20 protein-coding genes and 1 tRNA gene are annotated in these 20,253 nt (G+C 70.0%); 14 read left to right on the top strand and 7 right to left on the bottom strand.

Annotated elements, in window-relative coordinates:
- Positions 1-134: 134 nt before the first annotated feature.
- Together ACFY0F_RS32235 and ACFY0F_RS32240 are read right to left on the bottom strand one after the other, a co-directional pair.
- Entirely contained in the window at positions 135-2,564 is a 2,430-nt protein-coding gene (locus ACFY0F_RS32235; RefSeq protein WP_388802226.1) for an SUKH-4 family immunity protein, read from the bottom strand.
- A gap of 7 nt (positions 2,565-2,571) precedes the next feature.
- Positions 2,572-3,591 (bottom strand): SMI1/KNR4 family protein, encoded by a 1,020-nt coding sequence (locus tag ACFY0F_RS32240; RefSeq protein ID WP_388802229.1) that lies wholly within the window; start codon positions 3,589-3,591, stop codon positions 2,572-2,574.
- Positions 3,592-3,817: 226 nt separating this feature from the next.
- Between ACFY0F_RS32240 and ACFY0F_RS32245 the strand changes: the two genes are divergently transcribed.
- Both ACFY0F_RS32245 and ACFY0F_RS32250 read left to right on the top strand, forming a co-directional pair.
- Positions 3,818-4,345 (top strand): YwqJ-related putative deaminase, encoded by a 528-nt coding sequence (locus tag ACFY0F_RS32245; RefSeq protein WP_388802232.1) that lies wholly within the window; start codon positions 3,818-3,820, stop codon positions 4,343-4,345.
- Between the two features lie 66 nt (positions 4,346-4,411).
- Complete coding sequence (locus tag ACFY0F_RS32250) at positions 4,412-4,906, top strand: SUKH-3 domain-containing protein (protein ID WP_388802235.1); 495 nt, start codon at positions 4,412-4,414, stop codon at positions 4,904-4,906.
- A gap of 27 nt (positions 4,907-4,933) precedes the next feature.
- On the opposite strand, the gene ACFY0F_RS32255 is transcribed toward ACFY0F_RS32250, so the two are convergent.
- Positions 4,934-6,235 carry a sensor histidine kinase gene (locus tag ACFY0F_RS32255; protein ID WP_388802238.1) on the bottom strand — a complete coding sequence of 434 codons (1,302 nt, stop codon included), beginning with the start codon at positions 6,233-6,235 and terminating at the stop codon, positions 4,934-4,936.
- 167 nt (positions 6,236-6,402) lie between these two features.
- Between ACFY0F_RS32255 and ACFY0F_RS32260 the strand changes: the two genes are divergently transcribed.
- The 7 genes from ACFY0F_RS32260 (at position 6,403) to ACFY0F_RS32290 (ending at position 12,024) form a co-directional block, all read left to right on the top strand.
- On the top strand, positions 6,403-7,260 hold the full coding sequence (locus tag ACFY0F_RS32260) for a hypothetical protein (RefSeq protein ID WP_388802241.1): 858 nt from the start codon (positions 6,403-6,405) through the stop codon (positions 7,258-7,260).
- 29 nt (positions 7,261-7,289) lie between these two features.
- A tRNA-Gln gene (locus ACFY0F_RS32265) sits at positions 7,290-7,364 on the top strand.
- A gap of 112 nt (positions 7,365-7,476) precedes the next feature.
- Positions 7,477-8,925, top strand: coding sequence for a bifunctional UDP-N-acetylglucosamine diphosphorylase/glucosamine-1-phosphate N-acetyltransferase GlmU (glmU, locus tag ACFY0F_RS32270; RefSeq protein ID WP_388802244.1), 1,449 nt, complete (start codon positions 7,477-7,479; stop codon positions 8,923-8,925).
- A gap of 97 nt (positions 8,926-9,022) precedes the next feature.
- Positions 9,023-10,003 carry a ribose-phosphate diphosphokinase gene (locus ACFY0F_RS32275; RefSeq protein ID WP_388802247.1) on the top strand — a complete coding sequence of 327 codons (981 nt, stop codon included), beginning with the start codon at positions 9,023-9,025 and terminating at the stop codon, positions 10,001-10,003.
- Positions 10,004-10,197: 194 nt separating this feature from the next.
- Entirely contained in the window at positions 10,198-10,794 is a 597-nt protein-coding gene (locus ACFY0F_RS32280; RefSeq protein ID WP_388802249.1) for a 50S ribosomal protein L25/general stress protein Ctc, read from the top strand.
- Between the two features lie 75 nt (positions 10,795-10,869).
- The gene (pth, locus tag ACFY0F_RS32285; RefSeq protein WP_388802252.1) at positions 10,870-11,472 is read left to right on the top strand and encodes an aminoacyl-tRNA hydrolase; all 603 of its coding nucleotides are present in this window, start codon (positions 10,870-10,872) and stop codon (positions 11,470-11,472) included.
- A 42-nt stretch (positions 11,473-11,514) separates the two neighbouring features.
- Positions 11,515-12,024: a hypothetical protein gene (locus ACFY0F_RS32290; protein ID WP_388802255.1), complete on the top strand. Its 510-nt coding sequence runs from the start codon at positions 11,515-11,517 to the stop codon at positions 12,022-12,024.
- 67 nt (positions 12,025-12,091) lie between these two features.
- Here the strand turns inward: ACFY0F_RS32290 and ppc are convergent, their stop codons facing one another.
- Positions 12,092-14,824, bottom strand: coding sequence for a phosphoenolpyruvate carboxylase (gene ppc, locus ACFY0F_RS32295; protein WP_388802258.1), 2,733 nt, complete (start codon positions 14,822-14,824; stop codon positions 12,092-12,094).
- Positions 14,825-15,136: 312 nt separating this feature from the next.
- On the opposite strand from ppc, the gene ACFY0F_RS32300 reads away from it, so the two are divergent.
- From ACFY0F_RS32300 to ACFY0F_RS32315, 4 genes are all read left to right on the top strand, one after another.
- Positions 15,137-16,144: an acyl-CoA desaturase gene (locus ACFY0F_RS32300; RefSeq protein WP_388802260.1), complete on the top strand. Its 1,008-nt coding sequence runs from the start codon at positions 15,137-15,139 to the stop codon at positions 16,142-16,144.
- Positions 16,141-16,818, top strand: a complete 678-nt coding sequence (locus ACFY0F_RS32305) for a TetR family transcriptional regulator (RefSeq protein WP_388802263.1) — start codon at positions 16,141-16,143, stop codon at positions 16,816-16,818. The genes ACFY0F_RS32300 and ACFY0F_RS32305 overlap by 4 nt, the downstream gene beginning before the upstream one ends.
- A 61-nt stretch (positions 16,819-16,879) precedes the next feature.
- Positions 16,880-17,134 carry a type II toxin-antitoxin system Phd/YefM family antitoxin gene (locus tag ACFY0F_RS32310; protein ID WP_388802266.1) on the top strand — a complete coding sequence of 85 codons (255 nt, stop codon included), beginning with the start codon at positions 16,880-16,882 and terminating at the stop codon, positions 17,132-17,134.
- A complete protein-coding gene (locus ACFY0F_RS32315) occupies positions 17,131-17,379 on the top strand; it encodes a type II toxin-antitoxin system RelE/ParE family toxin (protein ID WP_388802269.1) in 249 nt (82 codons plus the stop codon). Before ACFY0F_RS32310 ends, ACFY0F_RS32315 begins: the two co-directional genes overlap by 4 nt.
- On the opposite strand, the gene ACFY0F_RS32320 is transcribed toward ACFY0F_RS32315, so the two are convergent.
- Both ACFY0F_RS32320 and ACFY0F_RS32325 read right to left on the bottom strand, forming a co-directional pair.
- A complete protein-coding gene (locus tag ACFY0F_RS32320; RefSeq protein WP_388802272.1) occupies positions 17,354-17,734 on the bottom strand; it encodes a VOC family protein in 381 nt (126 codons plus the stop codon). The two genes, ACFY0F_RS32315 and ACFY0F_RS32320, sit on opposite strands and share 26 nt — an antisense overlap.
- Complete coding sequence (locus ACFY0F_RS32325) at positions 17,734-18,546, bottom strand: trans-aconitate 2-methyltransferase (RefSeq protein WP_388802275.1); 813 nt, start codon at positions 18,544-18,546, stop codon at positions 17,734-17,736. The genes ACFY0F_RS32320 and ACFY0F_RS32325 overlap by 1 nt, the downstream gene beginning before the upstream one ends.
- Before the next feature lie 89 nt (positions 18,547-18,635).
- On the opposite strand from ACFY0F_RS32325, the gene ACFY0F_RS32330 reads away from it, so the two are divergent.
- A complete protein-coding gene (locus tag ACFY0F_RS32330) occupies positions 18,636-19,133 on the top strand; it encodes a MarR family winged helix-turn-helix transcriptional regulator (RefSeq protein WP_388802278.1) in 498 nt (165 codons plus the stop codon).
- Positions 19,134-19,273: 140 nt separating this feature from the next.
- Here the strand turns inward: ACFY0F_RS32330 and ACFY0F_RS32335 are convergent, their stop codons facing one another.
- On the bottom strand, positions 19,274-20,047 hold the full coding sequence (locus ACFY0F_RS32335; protein ID WP_388802281.1) for a LuxR C-terminal-related transcriptional regulator: 774 nt from the start codon (positions 20,045-20,047) through the stop codon (positions 19,274-19,276).
- Positions 20,048-20,253 lie beyond the last annotated feature (206 nt).

The following is a 20,253-nucleotide window of genomic DNA, read 5'->3' on the forward strand; positions in this document are numbered from 1 at the left end:
GCGCCCGGACCCGCACCAGCCCACTGGCAGCACTTCGCCCCGCCGCATAACGACGGGGCGAAGCATCAGGGCCGGGGATTAAGCCAACAGCGTCCGGTCACCCGGGTCCGGCCCCACCGACTGCACCGACCGCGTTACAGCAGGCCGTCCCACATCTGCTCGAGCAGCACCGACCACCAGCTCTCCGGCGAGCCCAGCGCCGCCGGGTCCAGCGAGGCCAACTGCGCCTGGAAATCGACCGTCCAGCGGCCCGCCTGCTCCGGGTTCAGCCCGAACCGCAGCCGCCACATCCGGCCCAGCAGCGCCAGACAGCGTGCGAACTCCGGCAGACCGGTGTTCACGAACTGCGGCGGCACGGACCCACCGCCCGGCCCCGCCTCCACCGGCACGGCGACGATGTTCGCCGTCCCGTACTGCACACAGATCGCCTTTCCGAAGTCCGTACCCATGACCAGGTACGACCCCGCGTCCGGCGCCGGCTGCACCCCGCGCTCGGCCGCCAGCTCCGCCAGCGTCGGCACCGGACGGCCCGGCTGCGCCTGCGCCCAGAAGAACGGGCCCATGTCCATCGGCAACCCGGCCACCACCAGCGTGTGCGCCACGATCGGCGGCACACCCTGACGCGACACCGCCTGCTGGTCGAACCGGAACACCCCCGGCCCGAACGCCGCCGCCAGCTCCTGCCCGACCGCCTCCGGCGGAACCGGCGGCGCGGGCTGCACCGGCGGCAGCGGCGCCCGCACCGGCGCCGGCCGCGCAGGACCGTCCGCCACCTGGTGCAGCTCGCCCTGGTGCGCCAGCAACTGCTGCATCCCCTGCTGCCGGCTCGCGTGATCCGTACCGTACGGCGCGATGCTCGCGATCCGCGCCTGCGGCCACTGCTCCCGGATCATCCGGGCACAGTACGCACCCGGCAGTTCACACGACTCCAGCTCCGTGTGCAGCTCCAGCACCTTGTCCGGCGGGACGTTCATCGCGCGCAGCTCATGGAAGATCTGCCACTCCGGGTGCGGCGTACCCGGCGCCGAACGCCGGATCAGCTGCTGCTCGGAACCGTCGTGCGCGCGGTAACGCAGCACGGCCTGGTAACCCGGCCCGACCATCGGCTGCCCCTGCTGCGGATAGCCGTACGCCGGAGGCTGCCCCGGCGGGGGCATCGCACCGGGAGGCGGCATGACACCGGGGGGAGGCATGGCACCCGGCGGCGGCATCGCGCCGGCCGGGGGCATCGCGCCGGGAGGCGGCATCGCACCGGGAGGCGGCATCGCACCGGGCGGCATCGGCTGCGGCACACCCGGCACCCCGGGCGCGGGCGGCGGCGGAGGCGGCGGCGCGCCGGGACCCGTCACCGGGGGCGCGGCCAGCACCGTCTCCGCATGATGCACGGCATCGCCACGTCCGCCCGCCGAAGCACCCGGAGGCCGGGCGGTGTCACCCGGCGGATTCGGCCCCGCGGGCCCCTGCGGACCGAGCCCCGACACCATCTGCGTCGGCGCGTACCCGCCCGCCGGCGCACCCGGCACCCCGGGCGCACCCGGCGGGGGCGGCGGCATACCCGGCGCCCCGGGCGGAGGCGGCGGCATACCCGGTGTCCCCGGCGCACCCGGAGGCGGCGGAGGAGCACCCACCCCGCCACGCGCCCGGCGCGGCGGAGGCGCGGCCTTGCTCGTCGCGGCGTCCGCGATGTCCCCGGCGTGCGGCGCCAACGGCCGCCCCGACCCAGGAACACCCGGCCCACCGGCCGGAGGCCGAGGCACACCAGGAGCGCCCCCCGGCACCGGCGGAACCGGCGGAGCAACCGGCGCACCCTGCCCGTCCACAACCGGCGCGACCGCCGTCGGCGGCAGCCCGCTCCCGCCCTTCAGCAACGCCGTCCTGGCATCCGGCGGCGTCGGCGGGCCCTCGCCCGACTCACTCAACGGCGGCGCGAACACCGTGTCGGGCAACGGCACCGAACGATCGTCACCCGCATCCGCGTTCGTGTCCGTACCCGCCCAAGGCGTAGCCCCGACCGGCACCGCAGCCGACGGCACCGCAGCCGACGGCACCGCAGCCGACGGCACCGCAGCCGGCGGCACCGCGTCGGACGGCACCGCAGCCGGCAGCACCCCACCCGAACCCCCGGGCCCCGACACCGGCGCCCCAGCCTGCGTCTCGGGCAGCGCCTCACGCTCCGACCGGCGGTCCGCGATCCCCAGCTTGTCCGCCGCCTCCTGCAACCACTCCGGCGGACTCAACAAGAACGACGTCTGATTCAGATCCACCCGCGCCGCAGGCGCCGGAACCGCGTCCGCCACCTCGTCCTCACGGCCGTACTCCTCCTCGTACCGGCGGATCACCTCACCCACCGGCAACCCCGGCCACAACGTCGCCTCACCACTGTCCCGGGCGATCACCAACCGCTGCGCGCCCGCGTCCGACCGCGGCCCCTCCGCACGATCCTCACCCCACACCACGAAGCCGAGCTCGAACTCCCGCACCCGCACCTCACGGTGCTGGTACACCGGCACGTCCCCGTTGATCCACTCCTCCGCGCGCTCCTGCGCCTGAGCGAACGTCACCATCGCAGACTCACTCCCCCACGGAAGAGACCGGAACGGCACGCGCGAAACCACCGTCCACCATCAGGTTCGCCACCGTCTCCAACTCCGGCGGACTGCCCGCCAGCCGCGACAGGAAAGCGTCGAAGTCATCACCGCACGGCAACAGCAACCGCTCCACCCGCTCCGCCGGAGACAACCCCGGATCCACATCCCGCACATCGTCGTACGAACAGAACCACACCGACCCCGGCCGCTCCCCCCGCACCTTCACCGCCAGCAGACCACCCTGCACGAACGCCACCCCGAGATAGTCCTTCGTCAGATGGTCACGCAGACACTTGTTCACATACACCAGATCGTTCACCGCGGCCTCGTCCCGCACCGTGAAGAACGGCTGATCCACCAGCAACCCCAACTCGGCGTCCAACGCCGTACCCACCGGCGCACACCCACCCGCCGCCTTCAGAAACGACCGGTACGCACCCGGCAACCGGTACCCCAGGTCCTCCTCGACCCCCTGCACCTGCTGCTCCGTCACCGCCACACCCGACTTCGGCAACCCGAAATGCGCCGGACGCGTCTCCTGCAACGGCCGCGTCCCCCGCTTCCCCTGGTCCACCTGCGCCGTCGACACCCCACCGTGATGCCTGAGCAGCGCCTTCACCTCGACCGGAACCAACTCCAGCCGCCGCGAACCCACCACGTGATGCCACGTCCAACCATGCGGCGTCGCCACATCCGGCACCGTGTCCCACAACTCGTGCCCCGTCGCCGCCAACGCCGCGTTCGCCGACACATAATCCGTCAACCGCAGCTCGTCCACACCGAAACCCTCCGGCGGATCGGCGATCTCCGCCGCCGCACGCGCATAGGGCGAGAAATCGGGGTACCCGCGCTCATCGACACGCACCCCCCTCGGATGACGTGCCGCCCGGACCGGATCCGGGAAATGCACCACCTGCCCGGCATAGGCCGCGTTCGGCGGCGCGGCCCGTCCCCCAGCCTGGCGGCTGGGCGGTGCCCCCAGCCCGAGCCGACCTGTCGTCATGGCGGTAGCCCCCTGCGGCGTTCTCTCAGGCCTGTACGGCGGTATCGATCGCGGATGCCGACAGCCTAAGCGGTACACCGACACCGGTCACCGGCCCTCCACCTCCGTGACCGGCCGTCACCCCACCGTGACGAGTCGCCCGAACACGGGCGTGTCGCACGCCCCAGCTTCCGCACCCGCCACAGGATTTGGCACCCTGTGACCTTCGGGGGAAACCCGGGAGGGGATGACGACCATGAACACCATGCAGGCCGGAGGCGGTGGAGACCTCCGAGCGGGCGACCCCCGCATCGGCTGGAGCAGCACCGCCGCACCCCACACCCCCACCCTCCTGCACCGCCGCGACGGCATCCTGCCCACCATCGCCGCAGCCCTCTCCGTCCGCGGCACCACCCTCACCGGCACCGCCGCCCGCAGCGACCAGCCCCCACCCCTCCACCCCCTCGTCCAGGACTTCCTCGACACCCTCACCAGCGCCCAACGCGACCGCTTCACCGGACGCTGCGCCGAAACCATCCTCATCTCACGCCACATCACCGCCGCCGACGCCGACCGCAGCAGACGCGCCGCCCGCAAACCCATGACCAACGGCGAAGCACGCAAAGCCCTCAAACAAGCCAAACTCACCGCCCGCCGCATACGCGAGGACGGCGACCCCCTCCACGGCAGCTTCGCCACACCCTGCCGCGCCTGCACCGCCCTCAGCGCCCACTTCGGCGTCCGCATCGTCGACACCGACGCAACCGACAACTGACCCCCGTCACCCTCCCCGCACCACCGGCACCACCCGCACCACACCCGCACGACGAACGAGGGTCAGATGCACGCCGACCGCACCTCCACCACCCGCTTCCCCGTACCCGTCGACGCCGCCCTGCGCGCCGCCGGCTGGCAACCCGGACACTGGGACATAAAACAAGCCGAATACTGGGCCGACACCCTGCGCGACCACACCTCACCCGCCGGACACCGCCACACCGTCTTCCCCGCCGCCGTCGAAGCCTGGGCCGAATTCGGCGGCCTCCACATCACCCCCACCGGCCCCGGCCGCCAAGTCGCCCCCGCCACCCTCCACCTCGACCCCCTCCACGGCCTCCACCACGCCCGCACCCTCGGCGACCTCGGCCGCGCCCTCGACACCGACGTCTGCCCCCTCGGCGAGGAAACCGACACCCACTCCCTCCTCGCCGTCGACGCCACAGGCCGCGTCTACGCCCTCGACCACACCGGCGACTGGTACCTCGGCGCCGACATCGACCACGCCCTCACCACACTCATCACCGGCATCGAACCCGCCCGCCTCACCACCGGCTGACCCCCCACCCCGAGCTCACCCCCGCGCTCACGCCGCCGGAATCACCGCCGACACCCGGAAACCACCCGCATCCGTCGGCCCCGACACGAACACACCACCCAACGCCGCAACCCGCTCCCGCATCCCCACCAGACCATTCCCCCCCGACGGCAACCCCACCGCCGACGCCGACCCCACCTCAGGCGGCGGCTCGTTCTCCACCTGCATCGCGATCTCCGACACCCGATGCGCGAGCCGCACATACGTCTTCGCCCCCGCCGCATGCTTGTGCACGTTCGTCAGGGCCTCCTGCACCACCCGGTACGCCGTCTGCTCGATCTCCGGCCTGTACTCCCGCACATCCCCCTCGACCGACAGATCCACCACCATCCCCGCAGCCGCCGACTGCCCCACCAACTCGTCCAGCCCCGACAGATACGGCCCCTCCTCCTCCACCACCCGCGAGGCCTCCTTCGCCGCCACCACGTCGATCGCCGCCAACTGCGCCCGCGCAGCCCGCCGCACCACCCCGTCCCCCGACCTGAGCACCCCGAGCATCTCCCGCAACTCGGTCAACGCCTGCCGCCCCATGTCCCCCACCAGCGCCGCGTTCCGCACCGCCTTCTCCGGATCCTTCCGCGCCACAGCCTGCAACGCCGCCGCATGCACCACCATCAGACTCACCCGGTGCGCGACCACGTCATGCATCTCCCGCGCGATCCGCGTCCGCTCCTCACCCCGCGCCCACTCCGCCCGCTCCTCGGCCCGCTCGGCCAGCAACTGAAGCTCCCGCTCCAGACTGTCCGCCCGCTCCCGCAGGCTCTCCATCAGCCGGCGCCGCGCCCCCACGTACAGACCGAGCAGGATCGGCGGCGCGGTCAGCCCCAGCGAGGTCGTGATCGCCGCGAACGGCACGAACCAGTCCCCGAGGGTCAGATCCCCCCGCGCCATGTCCTGCCGCACCCGCACGAACGTCACGACCATCGTCCCCACCAGGGACATACCGGCGAGAGCCGCCAAGATCCTGCGGGGCAGCTCACACGCGGCCAGCGTGTACAGGCCCACGATGCCCATCAGGAAGCCCATCTCCGCCGGCGTGATCGCGATCGCCACCAGCACGACCGCGATCGGCCACCGGCGCCGGATCAGCAACACGGAGCCCGCGAGCAGCCCGAACACGATCCCCACGGCCAACGGGATCCCCGCGTCCCGCGCGAACGGGATCCCCTCCGCGCCGCACTCCAGCGCCGACACCAGCGCGAGGCTCCCGTCGAACACGGCACTGCGCCGCCTGTCCCACCACCACGGGCCGGCCGGGCCCGTCGCGTGTTCTTCCCCCGTCACGGTCATGGCTCCCAGCCTACGGTCGCCAGGTGCCGCTTTTCCGGTGAGTTTCGCGGACTGGCCTACACCACACGCCGTAGCCGAATCACAGGGAAACCGCCCGGTATCCCTCGAACGGCTGAACTATGACCGTTCGAGGCCGGAACCGGTCATTCCGGCTGGACGGTATGCCTATGGCACATTCAGCAGGCAAGTACGCCGACTTCGAGGCACTGCGGGGGCAGGCGGTCGCCTTGCGGCGGGCGGGGTACAGCCTTCGGCAGATCCGGGACGAGCTCCAAGTTCACAACAAGGAGATCCTTCAACGCCTCGTCGAGGGCGAACCTCCCCCGGAGTGGACGAAGCGGCCCCGAGCGAAGGACGACCTCCGCGAGAGAGCGCGCGAGTTGCGCGAGCAGGGCTGGACGTACAACCAGATCCAGGCGGAGCTGGGCTGCTCCAAGAGCTCGGTTTCGCTGTGGGTGCGGGATCTGCCGACACCGGAACCGCGCTGCACGCCCGAGGAACAGCGAGCGCGAATGAACGCGGGACTTGCACGCCTGCAGGCCGCCCGCGACCAGGAACGCCAGGCGACGAAGCAGGCAGCGGCTGCCGAGATCGGCGAACTGTCCGACCGGGAACTCTTCCTTCTCGGAGTTGCCCTCTACTGGGCCGAGGGCACAAAGGACAAGCCGCACGCCCGCCGCGAAGGCGTGGAGTTCGTCAACAGCGACCCTGGGATGATCTCCGTCTTCCTGGCCTGGCTGGAACTTCTTGGCGTAGGGCGCGATCGCCTGCACTGCCGCGTCATGATCCACGAGAGCGCAGACGTCGATGCCGCCGAGCACTACTGGGCCGACCTCGTCGGCATCGACAGGTCAGCCCTCGGCAAGACGACACTCAAGAAGCACAACCCGACAACCGTACGCAAGAACACCGGAAGCCTTTATCGAGGGTGCCTCGGCATCAAGGTGCGACAGGGAGCCGACCTGTACCGTCGCATCGAAGGCTGGTGGTACGGCATAGTAGGTGCCGCGACCTCAACGGACTGACAAAATGTCCGTTTAGGCACCATAAGCACTCCCCTGTGGTGTAATCGGCAACACGGGTCACTTTGGATGATTTGTTCCAGGTTCGAGTCCTGGCAGGGGAGCCACATGCAATCCGGGCCCTGACACCACCGTCAGGGCCCGCTCCCATGTCCCCCGCGAAACGCCCCGGTATCCTGCGGATGTCATCCCCACCCGTCAAAGCCGAAGGGCAACCCCGTGAGCTCCATTCGCCCGGCAGCCGTCGTCGTTCTCGCAGCGGGTGAGGGCACCCGTATGAAGTCGGCCACACCGAAGGTCCTGCACGAGATCTGCGGCCGCTCCCTCGTGGGCCATGTGCTGGCCGCGGCTCGTGAGTTGGACCCCGAGAACCTGGTCGTCGTCGTGGGACACGCCCGTGAGCAGGTCACCGCGCACCTCGGTGAGGTCGACCCGACCGTGCGCACGGCGGTGCAGGCGGAGCAGAACGGGACCGGGCACGCCGTGCGGATGGGTCTGGAGGAGCTGGGCAGCGGGGTCGACGGGACCGTGGTCGTGGTCTGCGGGGACACGCCCCTGCTCACCGGTGAGACGCTCCAGCAGCTGGCCGGCACCCACCAGCAGGACGGCAACGCCGTCACCGTGCTGACCGCCGAGGTCCCGGACGCGACCGGGTACGGGCGCATCGTGCGCGACGAGGCCACCGGTGCGGTCACTGAGATCGTCGAGCACAAGGACGCGTCCGACGTGCAGCGGGAGATCCGGGAGATCAACTCGGGTGTGTTCGCGTTCGACGGGCAGCTCCTGGCGGACGCGCTGAAGAAGGTGCGGACGGACAACAGTCAGGGTGAGGAGTACCTGACGGACGTGCTCGGGATCCTGCGTGAGGCCGGTCACCGCGTCGGGGCGTCCGTCGCCGGTGATCATCGTGAGATCGCCGGGATCAACAACCGGGTGCAGCTCGCCGAGGCCCGTCGGATTCTGAACGACCGGCTGCTGGAGCGGGCGATGCTGGCCGGTGTGACGGTGGTCGACCCGGCGACGACCTGGGTCGATGTGACCGTCACCTTCGAGCAGGACGCGGTCGTGCATCCGGGTACGCAGCTGCATGGTTCCACGCATGTCGGTGAGGGTGCGGAGGTCGGTCCGAACAGCCGGCTGACGGACACGCACGTGGGTGCCGGGGCGCGGGTGGACAACACGGTGTCCAACGGTGCGCGGGTCGGTGCTCGGGCGAGTGTGGGGCCGTACGCGTATCTGCGTCCTGGTACGCGTCTCGGGGAGAAGGGCAAGATCGGTACGTACGTGGAGACGAAGAACGCGTCGATCGGTGAGGGGACGAAGATCCCGCATCTCTCCTATGTGGGGGATGCGACGATCGGTGAGTACTCCAACATCGGTGCGGCGAGTGTCTTCGTGAACTACGACGGTCAGGAGAAGCACCACACCACCGTGGGCTCTCATTGCCGTACCGGTTCGGACAACATGTTTGTGGCGCCTGTCACGGTCGGGGACGGTGCGTACACCGCTGCCGGGTCTGTGATCACGAAGGATGTGCCGCCGGGTTCGCTGGCCGTGGCCCGTGGTCAGCAGCGGAATATCGAGGGTTGGGTGGCTCGTAAGCGTCCGGGGAGTGCGGCTGCGAAGGCGGCCGAGGCGGCCTCCGAGCAGGGTTCGCGCGAGGACTGACCGGAAACGGGCGCGTCGGACACGGCGTACCGTGATAGGTGCACATCCGCACGCCCCCAGCCGCCACCAGCTGAGACACCTCTGAGGAGACAGTGCTGTGACCGGGATCAAGACGACCGGCGAGAAGAAGTTGATGTTCTTCTCCGGCCGCGCCCACCCCGAGCTTGCCGAGGAGGTCGCCCAGCAGCTGGGTGTCGGGGTTGTCCCGACGAAGGCCTTCGACTTCGCCAATGGCGAGATCTATGTGCGTTATCAGGAGTCGGCGCGTGGTGCGGACTGTTTCCTGATTCAGAGCCACACGGCTCCGATCAACAAGTGGATCATGGAGCAGTTGATCATGATCGACGCGTTGAAGCGTGCGTCGGCCCGTTCGATCACCGTCATCGTGCCGTTCTACGGTTACGCGCGGCAGGACAAGAAGCACCGTGGTCGTGAACCGATTTCGGCGCGTCTGATCGCGGACATGATGAAGACGGCGGGTGCGGACCGGATCCTGACGGTGGATCTGCACACGGACCAGATCCAGGGTTTCTTCGACGGGCCTGTGGATCATCTCTTCGCGTTGCCGCTGCTGGCGGACTACGTGGGTGGCAAGGTCGACCGGGAGAAGCTGACGGTGGTCTCCCCGGACGCCGGCCGTGTGCGGGTGGCGGACCGCTGGTGTGACCGGCTGGGTGCGCCGCTGGCCATCGTGCACAAGCGGCGTGACAAGGACGTGGCGAACCAGGTGACCGTCCACGAGGTCGTGGGTGAGGTCAAGGGGCGTGTGTGTGTCCTGGTGGACGACATGATCGACACGGGTGGGACCATCTGTGCCGCCGCGGACGCGCTGTTCGCGCATGGTGCGGAGGATGTGATCGTGACGGCGACGCACGGTGTGCTGTCGGGTCCGGCGGCGGACCGGCTGAAGAACTCGCGGGTGAGTGAGTTCGTGTTCACGAACACGTTGCCGACGCCGGGTGAGCTGAACCGGGAGCTGGACAAGATCACGGTGCTGTCGATCGCGCCGACGATCGCGAGTGCGGTGCGTGAGGTGTTCGAGGACGGTTCGGTGACGAGCCTGTTCGACGAGCAGTAAGGGTTCCCCTTCTTCCTGTCGTAGATCCTTTTGGGTGCGGCCTTCCTCTCCGAGTAGACTGTGCGAGTTGCTCGGCGAGGGAGGCCGTTTCCGTTTCGGCGGATGTTCGGCTGTCCGTTATCGACGCGCTCTTCGTAGCAGGCCGTTCGTGGCCGGGTGACCACGTCCGTTCTCTAGTTCTACGAGGAGTGAACATGTCCGAGGTGAAGCTCAGCGCCGAGACGCGCAGCGAGTTCGGCAAGGGTGCTGCCCGTCGTATCCGTCGTGACAACAAGGTTCCCGGTGTGCTGTACGGCCACGGTTCCGACCCGCTGCACCTGACCCTTCCGGGCCACGAGCTGCTGCTGGCGCTGCGTACGCCGAACGTCCTGATCTCCCTGGACATCGACGGCAAGACCAACGAGCTGGCGATCCCGAAGTCGGTGCAGCGTGACCCGATCAAGGGCTTCCTGGAGCACGTCGACCTGCTGCTGGTCAAGCGTGGCGAGAAGGTCACGGTCGAGATCCCGGTGCACACCGAGGGCGAGCTGGCCCCGGGTGGCAACCTGCTGGAGCACGTCCTGAACGCGCTGCCGGTCGAGGCCGAGGCCACGCACATCCCGGAGTCCGTGACGGTTTCCGTCGAGGGTCTGGAGGCCGGTGCCTCGATCCACGCCAAGGACATCACGCTGCCGAACGGCGTGAGCCTGGCCGTCGAGGAGGACGCGGTCGTCCTGCAGGTGCTGGCCGCGCAGGCCGAGGAGGCGCCGGAGGGCGGGGAGTCCGAGGGCGAAGAGGTCGCCGAGGCCTGATCCTCGCTTCTCATCACCGTTCGTCAGCCGCTGTTCCCGTTCGGGGACGGCGGCTGGCGCGTGTATCAAGGAGACATGGACGTGAGCACTCCCGCCAATGCCCCGTGGCTCGTCGTGGGGCTCGGGAATCCTGGGCCCGAGTATGCGATGAACCGGCACAACGTGGGTTTCATGGTGGCCGATCTGCTGGCCGAGCGGATCGGGGGGAGGTTCAAGCGGGCTTCGAAGGCGCAGGCGCAGGTGGTGGAGGGGCGGATCGGTCCGCCGGGGCCGAACAACCGCCGGGTGATCCTGGCCAAGCCGATGTCGTACATGAACCTGTCGGGTGGTCCGGTGAACGCGTTGCGGGACTTCTACAAGGTGCCGGTGGCGAACATCGTGGCGGTGCACGACGAGTTGGACATCGACTACGGGACGCTGCGGCTGAAGCTGGGTGGCGGGGACAACGGGCACAACGGTCTGAAGTCGATGACGAAGGCGATGGGCGCGGAGTATCACCGGGTGCGGTTCGGGATCGGCCGGCCGCCGGGGCGGATGCAGGTGGCGGATTTCGTGCTGAAGGACTTCTCGTCGGGGGAGCGCAAGGAGCTGGACTACTTCGTGGACCGGGCGGCGGACGCGGTGGAGTGTCTGGTGATCGAGGGGCTGGAGCGGGCGCAGGGTACGTACAACTCCTGACGTGTCGCCCGGGCGGGTTGACCGGTCGTCGGGGTATGGCAAATGATCCCGGCCATGCCTGCCACCGCCGTCGCCACTCGTTCTCGTCGGGCCTCGAATGCCGCGCTGCGGTTCGGGCGGGTCGCTGCGATGGGGACGGTCGCGGTGCTGATCATGATCGCGGGGGTGTGGGCGTCGTGGGGGACGGCGCAGCATGTGATGCTGACGAAGGGGCGGGAGCACGGCACGGTCACCGTGGTGTCGTGTGGTGACGACGAGTGCAGCGGGCGGTACACGCCGGTCTCTGCGGGGTCGACGGCCCGGACGCGGGTGGTGATCGCGCAGACGGTGGCGGTGCACCGGGGTGGTACGTACTCCGTCGTGGTCAAGCCGAATTCGGATCAGGTGGTGCGTTCGGGTCCGGCGGGGATTCTTTACGCGTGGGTGCCGCTCGGTGGTGCGTTGCTGCTGGCGTCGGTGGTGGTGGCCGGTGGTCTGCGCAGGACGCGGGTGGCCTGGGTGCTGGCGGGGTCCGGGGTCGCGCTGCTGACGGCGGCTTTTGTGGCGGTGTGAAGGTATGACATGAGGGTGCCCCCGGGTTCGTCGACCCCGGGGGCACCCTCATGTCGTGTCCGGTGGGTCAGCCGGTGTTGCGCAGGCCTGCCGCCACGCCGTTGACGGTCAGCAGGAGGGCGCGGGAGAGCAGGGGGTCGGGTTCCTCGCCGGCGTTCACGGCGTCGCGCTGGCGCTTGAGGAGGGTGACCTGGAGGTAGGAGATGGGGTCCAGGTAGGCGTCGCGGATGGCGAAGGTCTGCTTGAGGACGGGGGTGGCGTCGAGCAGTTCCTTCTCGCCGGTGATCTTGAGGACTTCGGTGACGGTGAGTTCGTGTTCGGCCTTGATGGTGTCGAAGACGTGCTTGAGCTCGTCGGGGACGAGGGTGTCGACGTAGTGCTGGGCGATGCGCAGGTCGGTCTTGGCGAGGGTCATCTCGACGTTGGAGATGAAGTTGCGGAAGAAGTGCCATTGTTCGTGCATCTCGGTGAGCACGGTGTCGAGGCCTGCGGCGCGTAGTGCCTTGAGGCCGGAGCCGACGCCGAACCAGCCGGGGACGATCTGCCGGGACTGGGTCCAGCCGAAGACCCAGGGGATGGCGCGCAGGCCGTCGAGCGAGACGCCGGAGCCGGGGCGGCGGGAGGGCCGGGAGCCGAGGTGGAGGTCGGCGAGCTGGTCCACGGGCGTCGACGCGAGGAAGTAGGTCGGCAGGTCGGGGTCCTCGACGAGCCGGCGGTAGGCGGCGTGGGCGGCGTCGGAGACGACGTCCATGGCGGCGTCCCAGCGGGCGAGGGCTTCGTCGGACTGGCGGGGTGCGGTGTGCAGGGCGGAGGCCTGGAGGGTGGCGGCGACCGTGAGTTCCAGGTTCTCGCGGGCGAGGGAGGGGATGAGGTACTTGTCGGAGATGACCTCGCCCTGTTCGGTGACCTTGATCTCGCCTTCGAGGGTGCCCCAGGGCTGGGCGAGGATGGCGTCGTGGCTGGGGCCGCCGCCGCGGCCGACGGTGCCGCCGCGGCCGTGGAAGAGGCGCAGGCGTACGCCGTAGCGGTGGGCGACGTCGCGGAGGCGGCGCTGGGCGCGGTGGATCTCCCACTGGCTGGTGGTGATGCCGCCGAACTTGGAGGAGTCGCTGTAGCCGAGCATGACCTCCTGGACGTCGCCGCGGAGGGCGACGAGGCGTCGGTAGGAGGGGTCGGAGAGCATGTCCTCGAGGATGGTGTCGGCGGCCTTGAGCTCGTCGGTGGTTTCCAGGAGGGGGACGATGCCGATCTTGGCCCAGCCGGCGTGGAGGTCGAGGAGGCCGGCTTCGCGGGCGAGGAGGGCGGCGGCGAAGACGTCGTCGGCGCCCTGGCACATGGAGATGATGTAGGACTCGATGACTTCGGGGCCGAAGACTTCGAGGGCCTTCTTGACGGTCTGGAAGACGCCGAGGGTCTTCTGTCCGGCGGCGTCGACGGGGGCCGGGGTGGGTGCGAGGGGCCGCCTGGAGCGGAGTTCCTTGGCGAGGAGCTTGGCCCGGTAGTCGCGGGGCATGTCGGCGTAGCGCCAGGATTCCTCGCCGAGGCGGTCGAAGAGCTGGCCGAGGGCGTGGTGGTGGGCGTCGGCGTGTTCGCGGACGTCCATGGTGGCGAGCTGGAGGCCGAAGGCGGCGAGGGTGCGGATGGTGCGGGCGAGGCGGCCGTCGGCGAAGAGGCCGCCTCGGTGGGCGCGCAGGGAGGTCTGGATGGTCCGCAGGTCGTGCAGGAGTTCGCTGGTGCCGAGGTAGTCGCGGCCGTCTTCGTGGGGGGTGCCCTTGGCGAGGCGCTGCTTGGTGTTCTCCAGCTTCTGCCGGATGCAGGTGGCCTTGAGGCGGTAGGGCTCTTCGGCGTTGAGGCGCTTGTAGCGGGGGCTGATCTCGGGCAGGCGTTCGAGGTCGGCCTGCAGGGATGTGAGGAGTTCCTCGGTGGCGCCGGTGTAGCGGATGGAGTTGGACAGCAGGCCGCGGAGTTCGTCGATGGTCTCCAGGGCGTCGTTGATGCCGTGTTCGTGCTGGAGGATGAGGACGTCCCAGGTCACCTGGGGGGTGACGTTGGGGTTGCCGTCGCGGTCGCCGCCGATCCAGGTGCCGAAGGTGAGGGGGCGGGTGTCGTCGGGGAGCTTGACGCCGACGCGTTCCAGTTCGGCGGTGAGGTCCTCGAGGACGTCGCCGACGGCGCCGGCGTGGAGTTCGTCGAGGTAGTAGATGGCGTTGCGGGCCTCGTCGGCGGGTTCGGGGCGGACGACGCGGAGTTCGTCGGTCTGCCAGACGAGGTCGATGTTCTCGGCCAGCCGGGTGTCGTGGCGGCGGCGGTCGGATTCGATGACGGGGGTTTCCAGGAGCGCGGCTACGCGCCGGAGCTTGTTGAGTACCGACCGGCGTGCGGCTTCGGTGGGGTGTGCGGTGAAGACCGGGCGGACGTTGAGGTTGCTGACCGTCTCGATGACGTGCTGGGGGTCGGCGTCCTTGAGGCGGTCGGCGGTGCGGGCGAGGAGGCCGCCCTCGGTGGCGCGGCGGGCGCGCAGTTCGCGGCCGCGGTGCACCTGTTCGGTGACGTTGGCGAGGTGGAAGTAGGTGGAGAAGGCGCGGACCAGCTTGGCCGCGGTCTCGAGTTCGGTGCCGCGCAGCAGCTCGGCGGCGGCTTCGCCGTCCTCGCGGGTCAGTCGGCGGACCCTCTCGACGAGCTCGAGCAGTTCGGGGCCTTCCTGCCGGACGAGGGTCTCGCCGAGGAGGTCACCCAGTCGCCGGATGTCGGCGCGCAGCTCGCTGCTGGTCGTGGTGGTCTGGTCGTCGGCACTGCTCACAGGTGCGGCTCCTTGCAGTGTTGAAGCTCGTCTGGGAGGGGACCCGTCGGTCCGGGACCGTGTGCCGCGCGGCGCGGCGCCGCATACGGGCCGGGCATCCGGGAAGAAAACAGAGCGGACCGCGCTGTCCGACCGAGACCAAGGATAGGTGTCCACGCGGACGCGCAGGCCGTCGGGCTCTTGCCGCCGGTCGGCACACTGCCATACTTACGACGCCGTAGGTTACGGAACCGTAGGGAGGGGTTGTCCAAGTCCCCTCCGGCTTCTGCGACCTGGCATCTTTCTTGACCCTCGACCCCCCAGGGGACGCGCATGACCTCAAGTTCCGATCTGATGGAAGACGCCTCACAGTCGACCGGCACTCCGACGCCCTCGGCCACGCTGGGCGGGGAGCAGAAGCGTTCGATCGAGCAGATCACGCTGCTGTTGTTCATCACCGTTCCGTTCCTGGCGCTGCTGGCGGCGGTGCCGCTGGCGTGGGGGTGGGGGGTGAGCTGGCTGGACCTCGGTCTGCTGGTGTTCTTCTACTTCCTGGGCTGCCACGGGATCACGATCGGTTTCCACCGGTACTTCACGCACGGTTCGTTCAAGGCGAAGCGGCCGCTGCGGATCGCGTTGGCGATCATGGGTTCACTGGCGGTGGAGGGGCCTCTGGTGCGCTGGGTGGCCGATCACCGCAAGCACCACAAGTTCTCCGACGCGGAGGGGGACCCGCATTCGCCGTGGCGGTTCGGGGAGACCGTTCCGGCGTTGATCAAGGGTCTGTGGTGGGCACATATCGCCTGGATGTTCGACGAGGAGCAGACCCCGCAGGAGAAGTACGCCCCGGACCTGATCAAGGACCCGGCGATCCGGGCGATCTCGCGGCAGTTCGTGCTGTGGACCGTGGTGTCGCTGGCGCTGCCGGCGGTGATCGGCGGGCTGGTGACGATGTCGTGGTGGGGCGCGTTCACCGGTTTCTTCTGGGGTTCACTCGTGCGGGTGGCTCTGCTGCACCATGTGACGTGGTCGATCAACTCGATCTGTCACGCGGTCGGCAAGCGCCCCTTCAAGTCCCGGGACCGCTCCGGCAACGTGTGGTGGCTGGCGGTCCTGTCCTGCGGGGAGTCCTGGCACAACCTGCACCACGCCGACCCGACCTCGGCACAGCACGGGGTGGAGCGGGGCCAGCTGGACTCGTCGGCGCGGTTCATCCGCTGGTTCGAGAAGCTCGGCTGGGCGTACGACGTGCGCTGGCCGTCACGCTCGCGTATCGATTCGCGCCGTAACAGCGGGGAAGGCGACTCCCGGTGCCGGAAGGAGACCGCCGAGGCGGCATGATTGACGCCGTGGCGACCGACTCCAGCAGCACCCCGAGCAATGACAAGCCGCGGCGTGCGCGTCGCACCCGGATGACCGGTGCCGAGCGCCGCCAGCAGCTGCTGGAGATCGGTCGCACCCTGTTCGCGGCGAAAGGTTTCGAGGGCACGTCGGTGGAGGAGATCGCGGCGAAGGCCGGGGTGTCCAAGCCGGTGGTGTACGAGCACTTCGGCGGCAAGGAGGGCCTGTACGCGGTGGTGGTGGACCGCGAGATGCGGCGCCTGCTGGACATGGTCACCAGCTCCCTCACCGCCGGGCATCCGCGTGAACTGTGCGAGCAGGCCGCGTTCGCGCTGCTGGACTACATCGAGGAGTACACGGACGGTTTCCGCATCCTGGTCCGTGACTCCCCCATCCCGCAGTCGACGGGTTCCTTCGCCTCGCTGATCTCCGACATCGCCACCCAGGTGGAGGACATCCTGGGCCGCGAGTTCAAGTCCCGCGGCTTCGACCCCAAGCTGGCCCCGCTGTACGCGCAGGCGCTCGTCGGGATGGTCGCGCTGACCGGTCAGTGGTGGCTGGACGTGCGCCGCCCGAAGAAGGCGGAGGTGGCCGCTCACCTGGTGAATCTGGCTTGGCATGGCCTGGACGGGTTGGAGCAGAGGCCGCGGTTGATCGGGCATCGGAAGATGTGAGTTCATCCGCAGGAGTGACACCAATAGACCGCAAGGTGCATCTTGTGGAACCCTGTAGGGCATGACTGAGATCGCTATCAGCGCTGCCCGCTCCCAGCTCGGTGACCTGGTCCGCCGCGCGGCCCACAGTCGCGAGACCATCGCCCTCACCGACCACGGGCACGTGGCCGCGCTCCTCGTTTCGCCGCAGGTGATAGAGGATCTCGAAGACGCCCTCGCGGTTGCCGACTACCAGCGGCGGAAGGCCGAGGGCACGCTGGGCGAAGGCGTTCCGATGGCCGAAGTGCGCAGGCGACTGGGGCTCGAGAAGCCGTGACCTACGAGATCATCTTCGAACCGCATGCCCTCGACGCCGCGGCACGGTTCCTGAAGGAAGACCCGACCGGCCTCGCCGCGGTACTGGACGCAATCGACGAATTGGCCCATGATCCGCGCCCGGCGGGCTCAGCGCCGTACGGGGTGGACATTCGCCGCCTCCGCGTCGGCGAGTACCGGGTTCTGTACATCATCGACCAGGAGACGATCCGTATCCTCGTCACGCTTCTCGGCCGGACGGCCTGACCGCCTCCAGGAACTCCAGCCGGTTCCCGACCGGGTCCTCGGAGTAAAACCGCCGGTGTCCAGGGAAGGCGTCGTCCCAGGTCACCGTCGCTCCGAGCGCCGCCAGCCGGGCCGCGTACGCCTCGATGCCCGTCACCCTGAGCCCCGGGTGGGCCTTCTTCGCGGGCCGGAAGTCGATCTCGATCCCCAGATGCAGCCGCACCGCGCCCGCCTCGAACCAGCAGCCCCCGCGCGCGGCGAGCACCGGTGGTTTGGGGGTCTCCGTCATCCCGAGGACGTCGACGTAGTACGCCCGCAGCATGTCCTCGCTCCCCGGCGGAGCCGCCAGCTGCACGTGGTCCACGGCCGTGAGCATCACGCCTCCCTCGTCGCGACGGCGAAGATCCGCCGGAACGGGAACGGCGTGCCGTGCGGGCCCGCCGGGTAGGCCTCGCGCAGGGCCGCCCGGTACTCGGCCAGGAACTCCTCCCGCGCCCCGGGGTCGTCGGCCAGCGCGGTGAGGACCGGTCGCAGTCCCGTGCCCTGCACCCAGTCCAGGACGGGGTCCTCGCCCTGGAGCAGGTGGATGTACGTCGTCTCCCACACGTCCGCCGTACAGCCCAGCCCGGTCAGCCGGTCCAGGTACGCCTCGGGCGCGAGTACGGCGTCCTCGTGGCGCAGGACGTCCGCGAGGCGGTCCTCCCAGCGGGCGGAGCGGGCCAGGGAGCGCATCAGCCGGTGGCTGGGGGCGGAGAAGTTGCCGGGCACCTGGAAGGCGAAGGTGCCGCCGGGCCTGAGGGCGGCGATCCAGTCGGCGAAGCGCTCGGCGTGGCCCGGAACCCACTGGAGGGTGGCGTTGCTGATGATCAGGTCGTGCGGCTCGCCCGGTGTCCAGGTGCGGACGTCGGCGGGCGCGAAGTCGAGGCGGCCGCCGCCCGCGGTGGGGCCCGCGTGGTCGACGTGGGCCTTGTCGAGCATCTCGGGCGAGTTGTCGTACCCGGTGATCCTGGCGGCCGGCCAGCGCTCGGCGAGCACCGCGGTGACGTTGCCGGGGCCGCAGCCGAGGTCGGCGATGCGGGGCGGCTCGCCGGGGAGACCGGGGACGCGGGCGAGGAGGTCGGCGAAGGGGCGGGCGCGGTGGCCGGCGTGCCGGAGGTACTGGGCGGGATCCCAGGCGGGAGAGGTCATGTGCGCCACCTTCCCAGTCGCACAATCTCGACGTCAAGAAACTCGACATCAAGAGACTTCACATCGACACAACCACTACACTGATCGTCATGGAGGACGAGGTCGATCGGCTGGTCACTGCGTGGCGCCGGGAGCGCCCGGACCTCGACGTGGAACCGCTCGAGGTGCTCAGCCGGGTGAGCAGACTGGCCCGGCACCTGGACCGGGCGCGCCGGCTGGCCTTCGCCGAGCACCAGCTGGAGCCGTGGGAGTTCGACGTGCTCACCGCGCTGCGCCGCGCGGGGACGCCGTACCAGCTCTCGCCGGGGCAGTTGCTGACGCAGACGCTGGTCACCTCGGGCACGATGACCAACCGTATCGACCGGCTGGCCAAGAAGGGCCTGGTGGAGCGGCTGCCCGATCCGAGCGACCGGCGGGGCGTGCTGGTCCGGCTGACGGCCGAGGGCCGCGATCGCGCGGACCAGGCGCTGGCCGGCCTGCTGGACCAGGAGCGGGCGATCCTCGCGGAACTGACCACCGCCCAGCGCAGCGAACTGGCCGGTCTGCTACGCCAGCTGACCGCCCCGTTCGACAACATCCCCGGCTGAGAGCCTGCCGGGCGAACCAGGCCGGAGACGCGGGGTCTGGCACGCACATCTGCGGCGTTGTCGTCGGTTCTCGACGCTCCGCGTCGACGCCCTCCTCCGCCTTGCAGCTGCACGCACCAGACCCCGCTCACGCCTGCTGATCAGGCGCTGTTGGTTTCCTCCGACCTGATCCGCCCGGCAGGCTCCAGGTCCGCCGGGCCCACGCCCGCCCGCCGGGCCAGGGCGACCGCGGCGAGGGTGGAGTGGACACCCAGTTTGCCGAGGACGTTCTGCATATGGGTGCGCACCGTGTGCGGGGAGAGGAACAGGCGCTCGGCGACCGCCTTGCGGCCGAGGCCGGCGACCATGCAGCGCAGCACCTCGCGCTCGCGCGGGGTGAGGGACTCCACCAGCCGCTCGCTCTCGGTGCGGTGCTTGCGCGCGGCGGTCAGCTCCCGCAGCACACCGGTGAGCAGGGCGGGCGGCAGATGCGTCTCGTCGCGCAGCACACCCCGGATGACGTTCAGCAGCCGGGACAGGGAGCAGTCCTTGGCGACCCAGCCCGAGGCGCCGGCCTGCAGGGCGAGGGCGGCCCGGCGTGGGTCGTCCTTCTCGGCGAGGACCACGGTCCGTACGCCCGGCTGGGCGGCCCGCACGCCCGCGACCAGCGAGATACCGTCGACGAGACCGTCCTCGCCCACCTCCTGCACCGGCACCGCCGGGCGTATGCCGGGCACCTGACCGCCCAGGTCGGCGTCCACGAGCAGCACGTCGTAGCGGCGGCCCTCGCCGGCCGCCCGCTCCATGCAGCGCAGCGCGGCCGGGCCGCTGCCGGCGGCGGAGACGTCGACGTCGGGCTCGGCGGCCAGGGCGGCGGCGAGCGACTCGGCGAAGATGCGGTGGTCGTCGACGACCAGGACTCGGATGCGAACCACTGAAACCCCCACTGGTCCGGGAACGACGACCTTGCGGGCACGACCCCACGGCTGACGGAAACACAACCGCACGGCCGCCGCCGTGCGGACACTGCTACCCCCACCGCGGGCGTCGTACCCGCGTGTCTCGCCCCCTGATCAGCACCGGCCCCCACCGGTACTGCCATCAGGGTACGGACCGGGGCGGGCGGCGGAAGCCTATTTGC

Origin of the sequence: Streptomyces sp. NPDC001544 (assembly GCF_042894285.1) — a bacterium.
GTDB lineage: Bacteria > Actinomycetota > Actinomycetes > Streptomycetales > Streptomycetaceae > Streptomyces.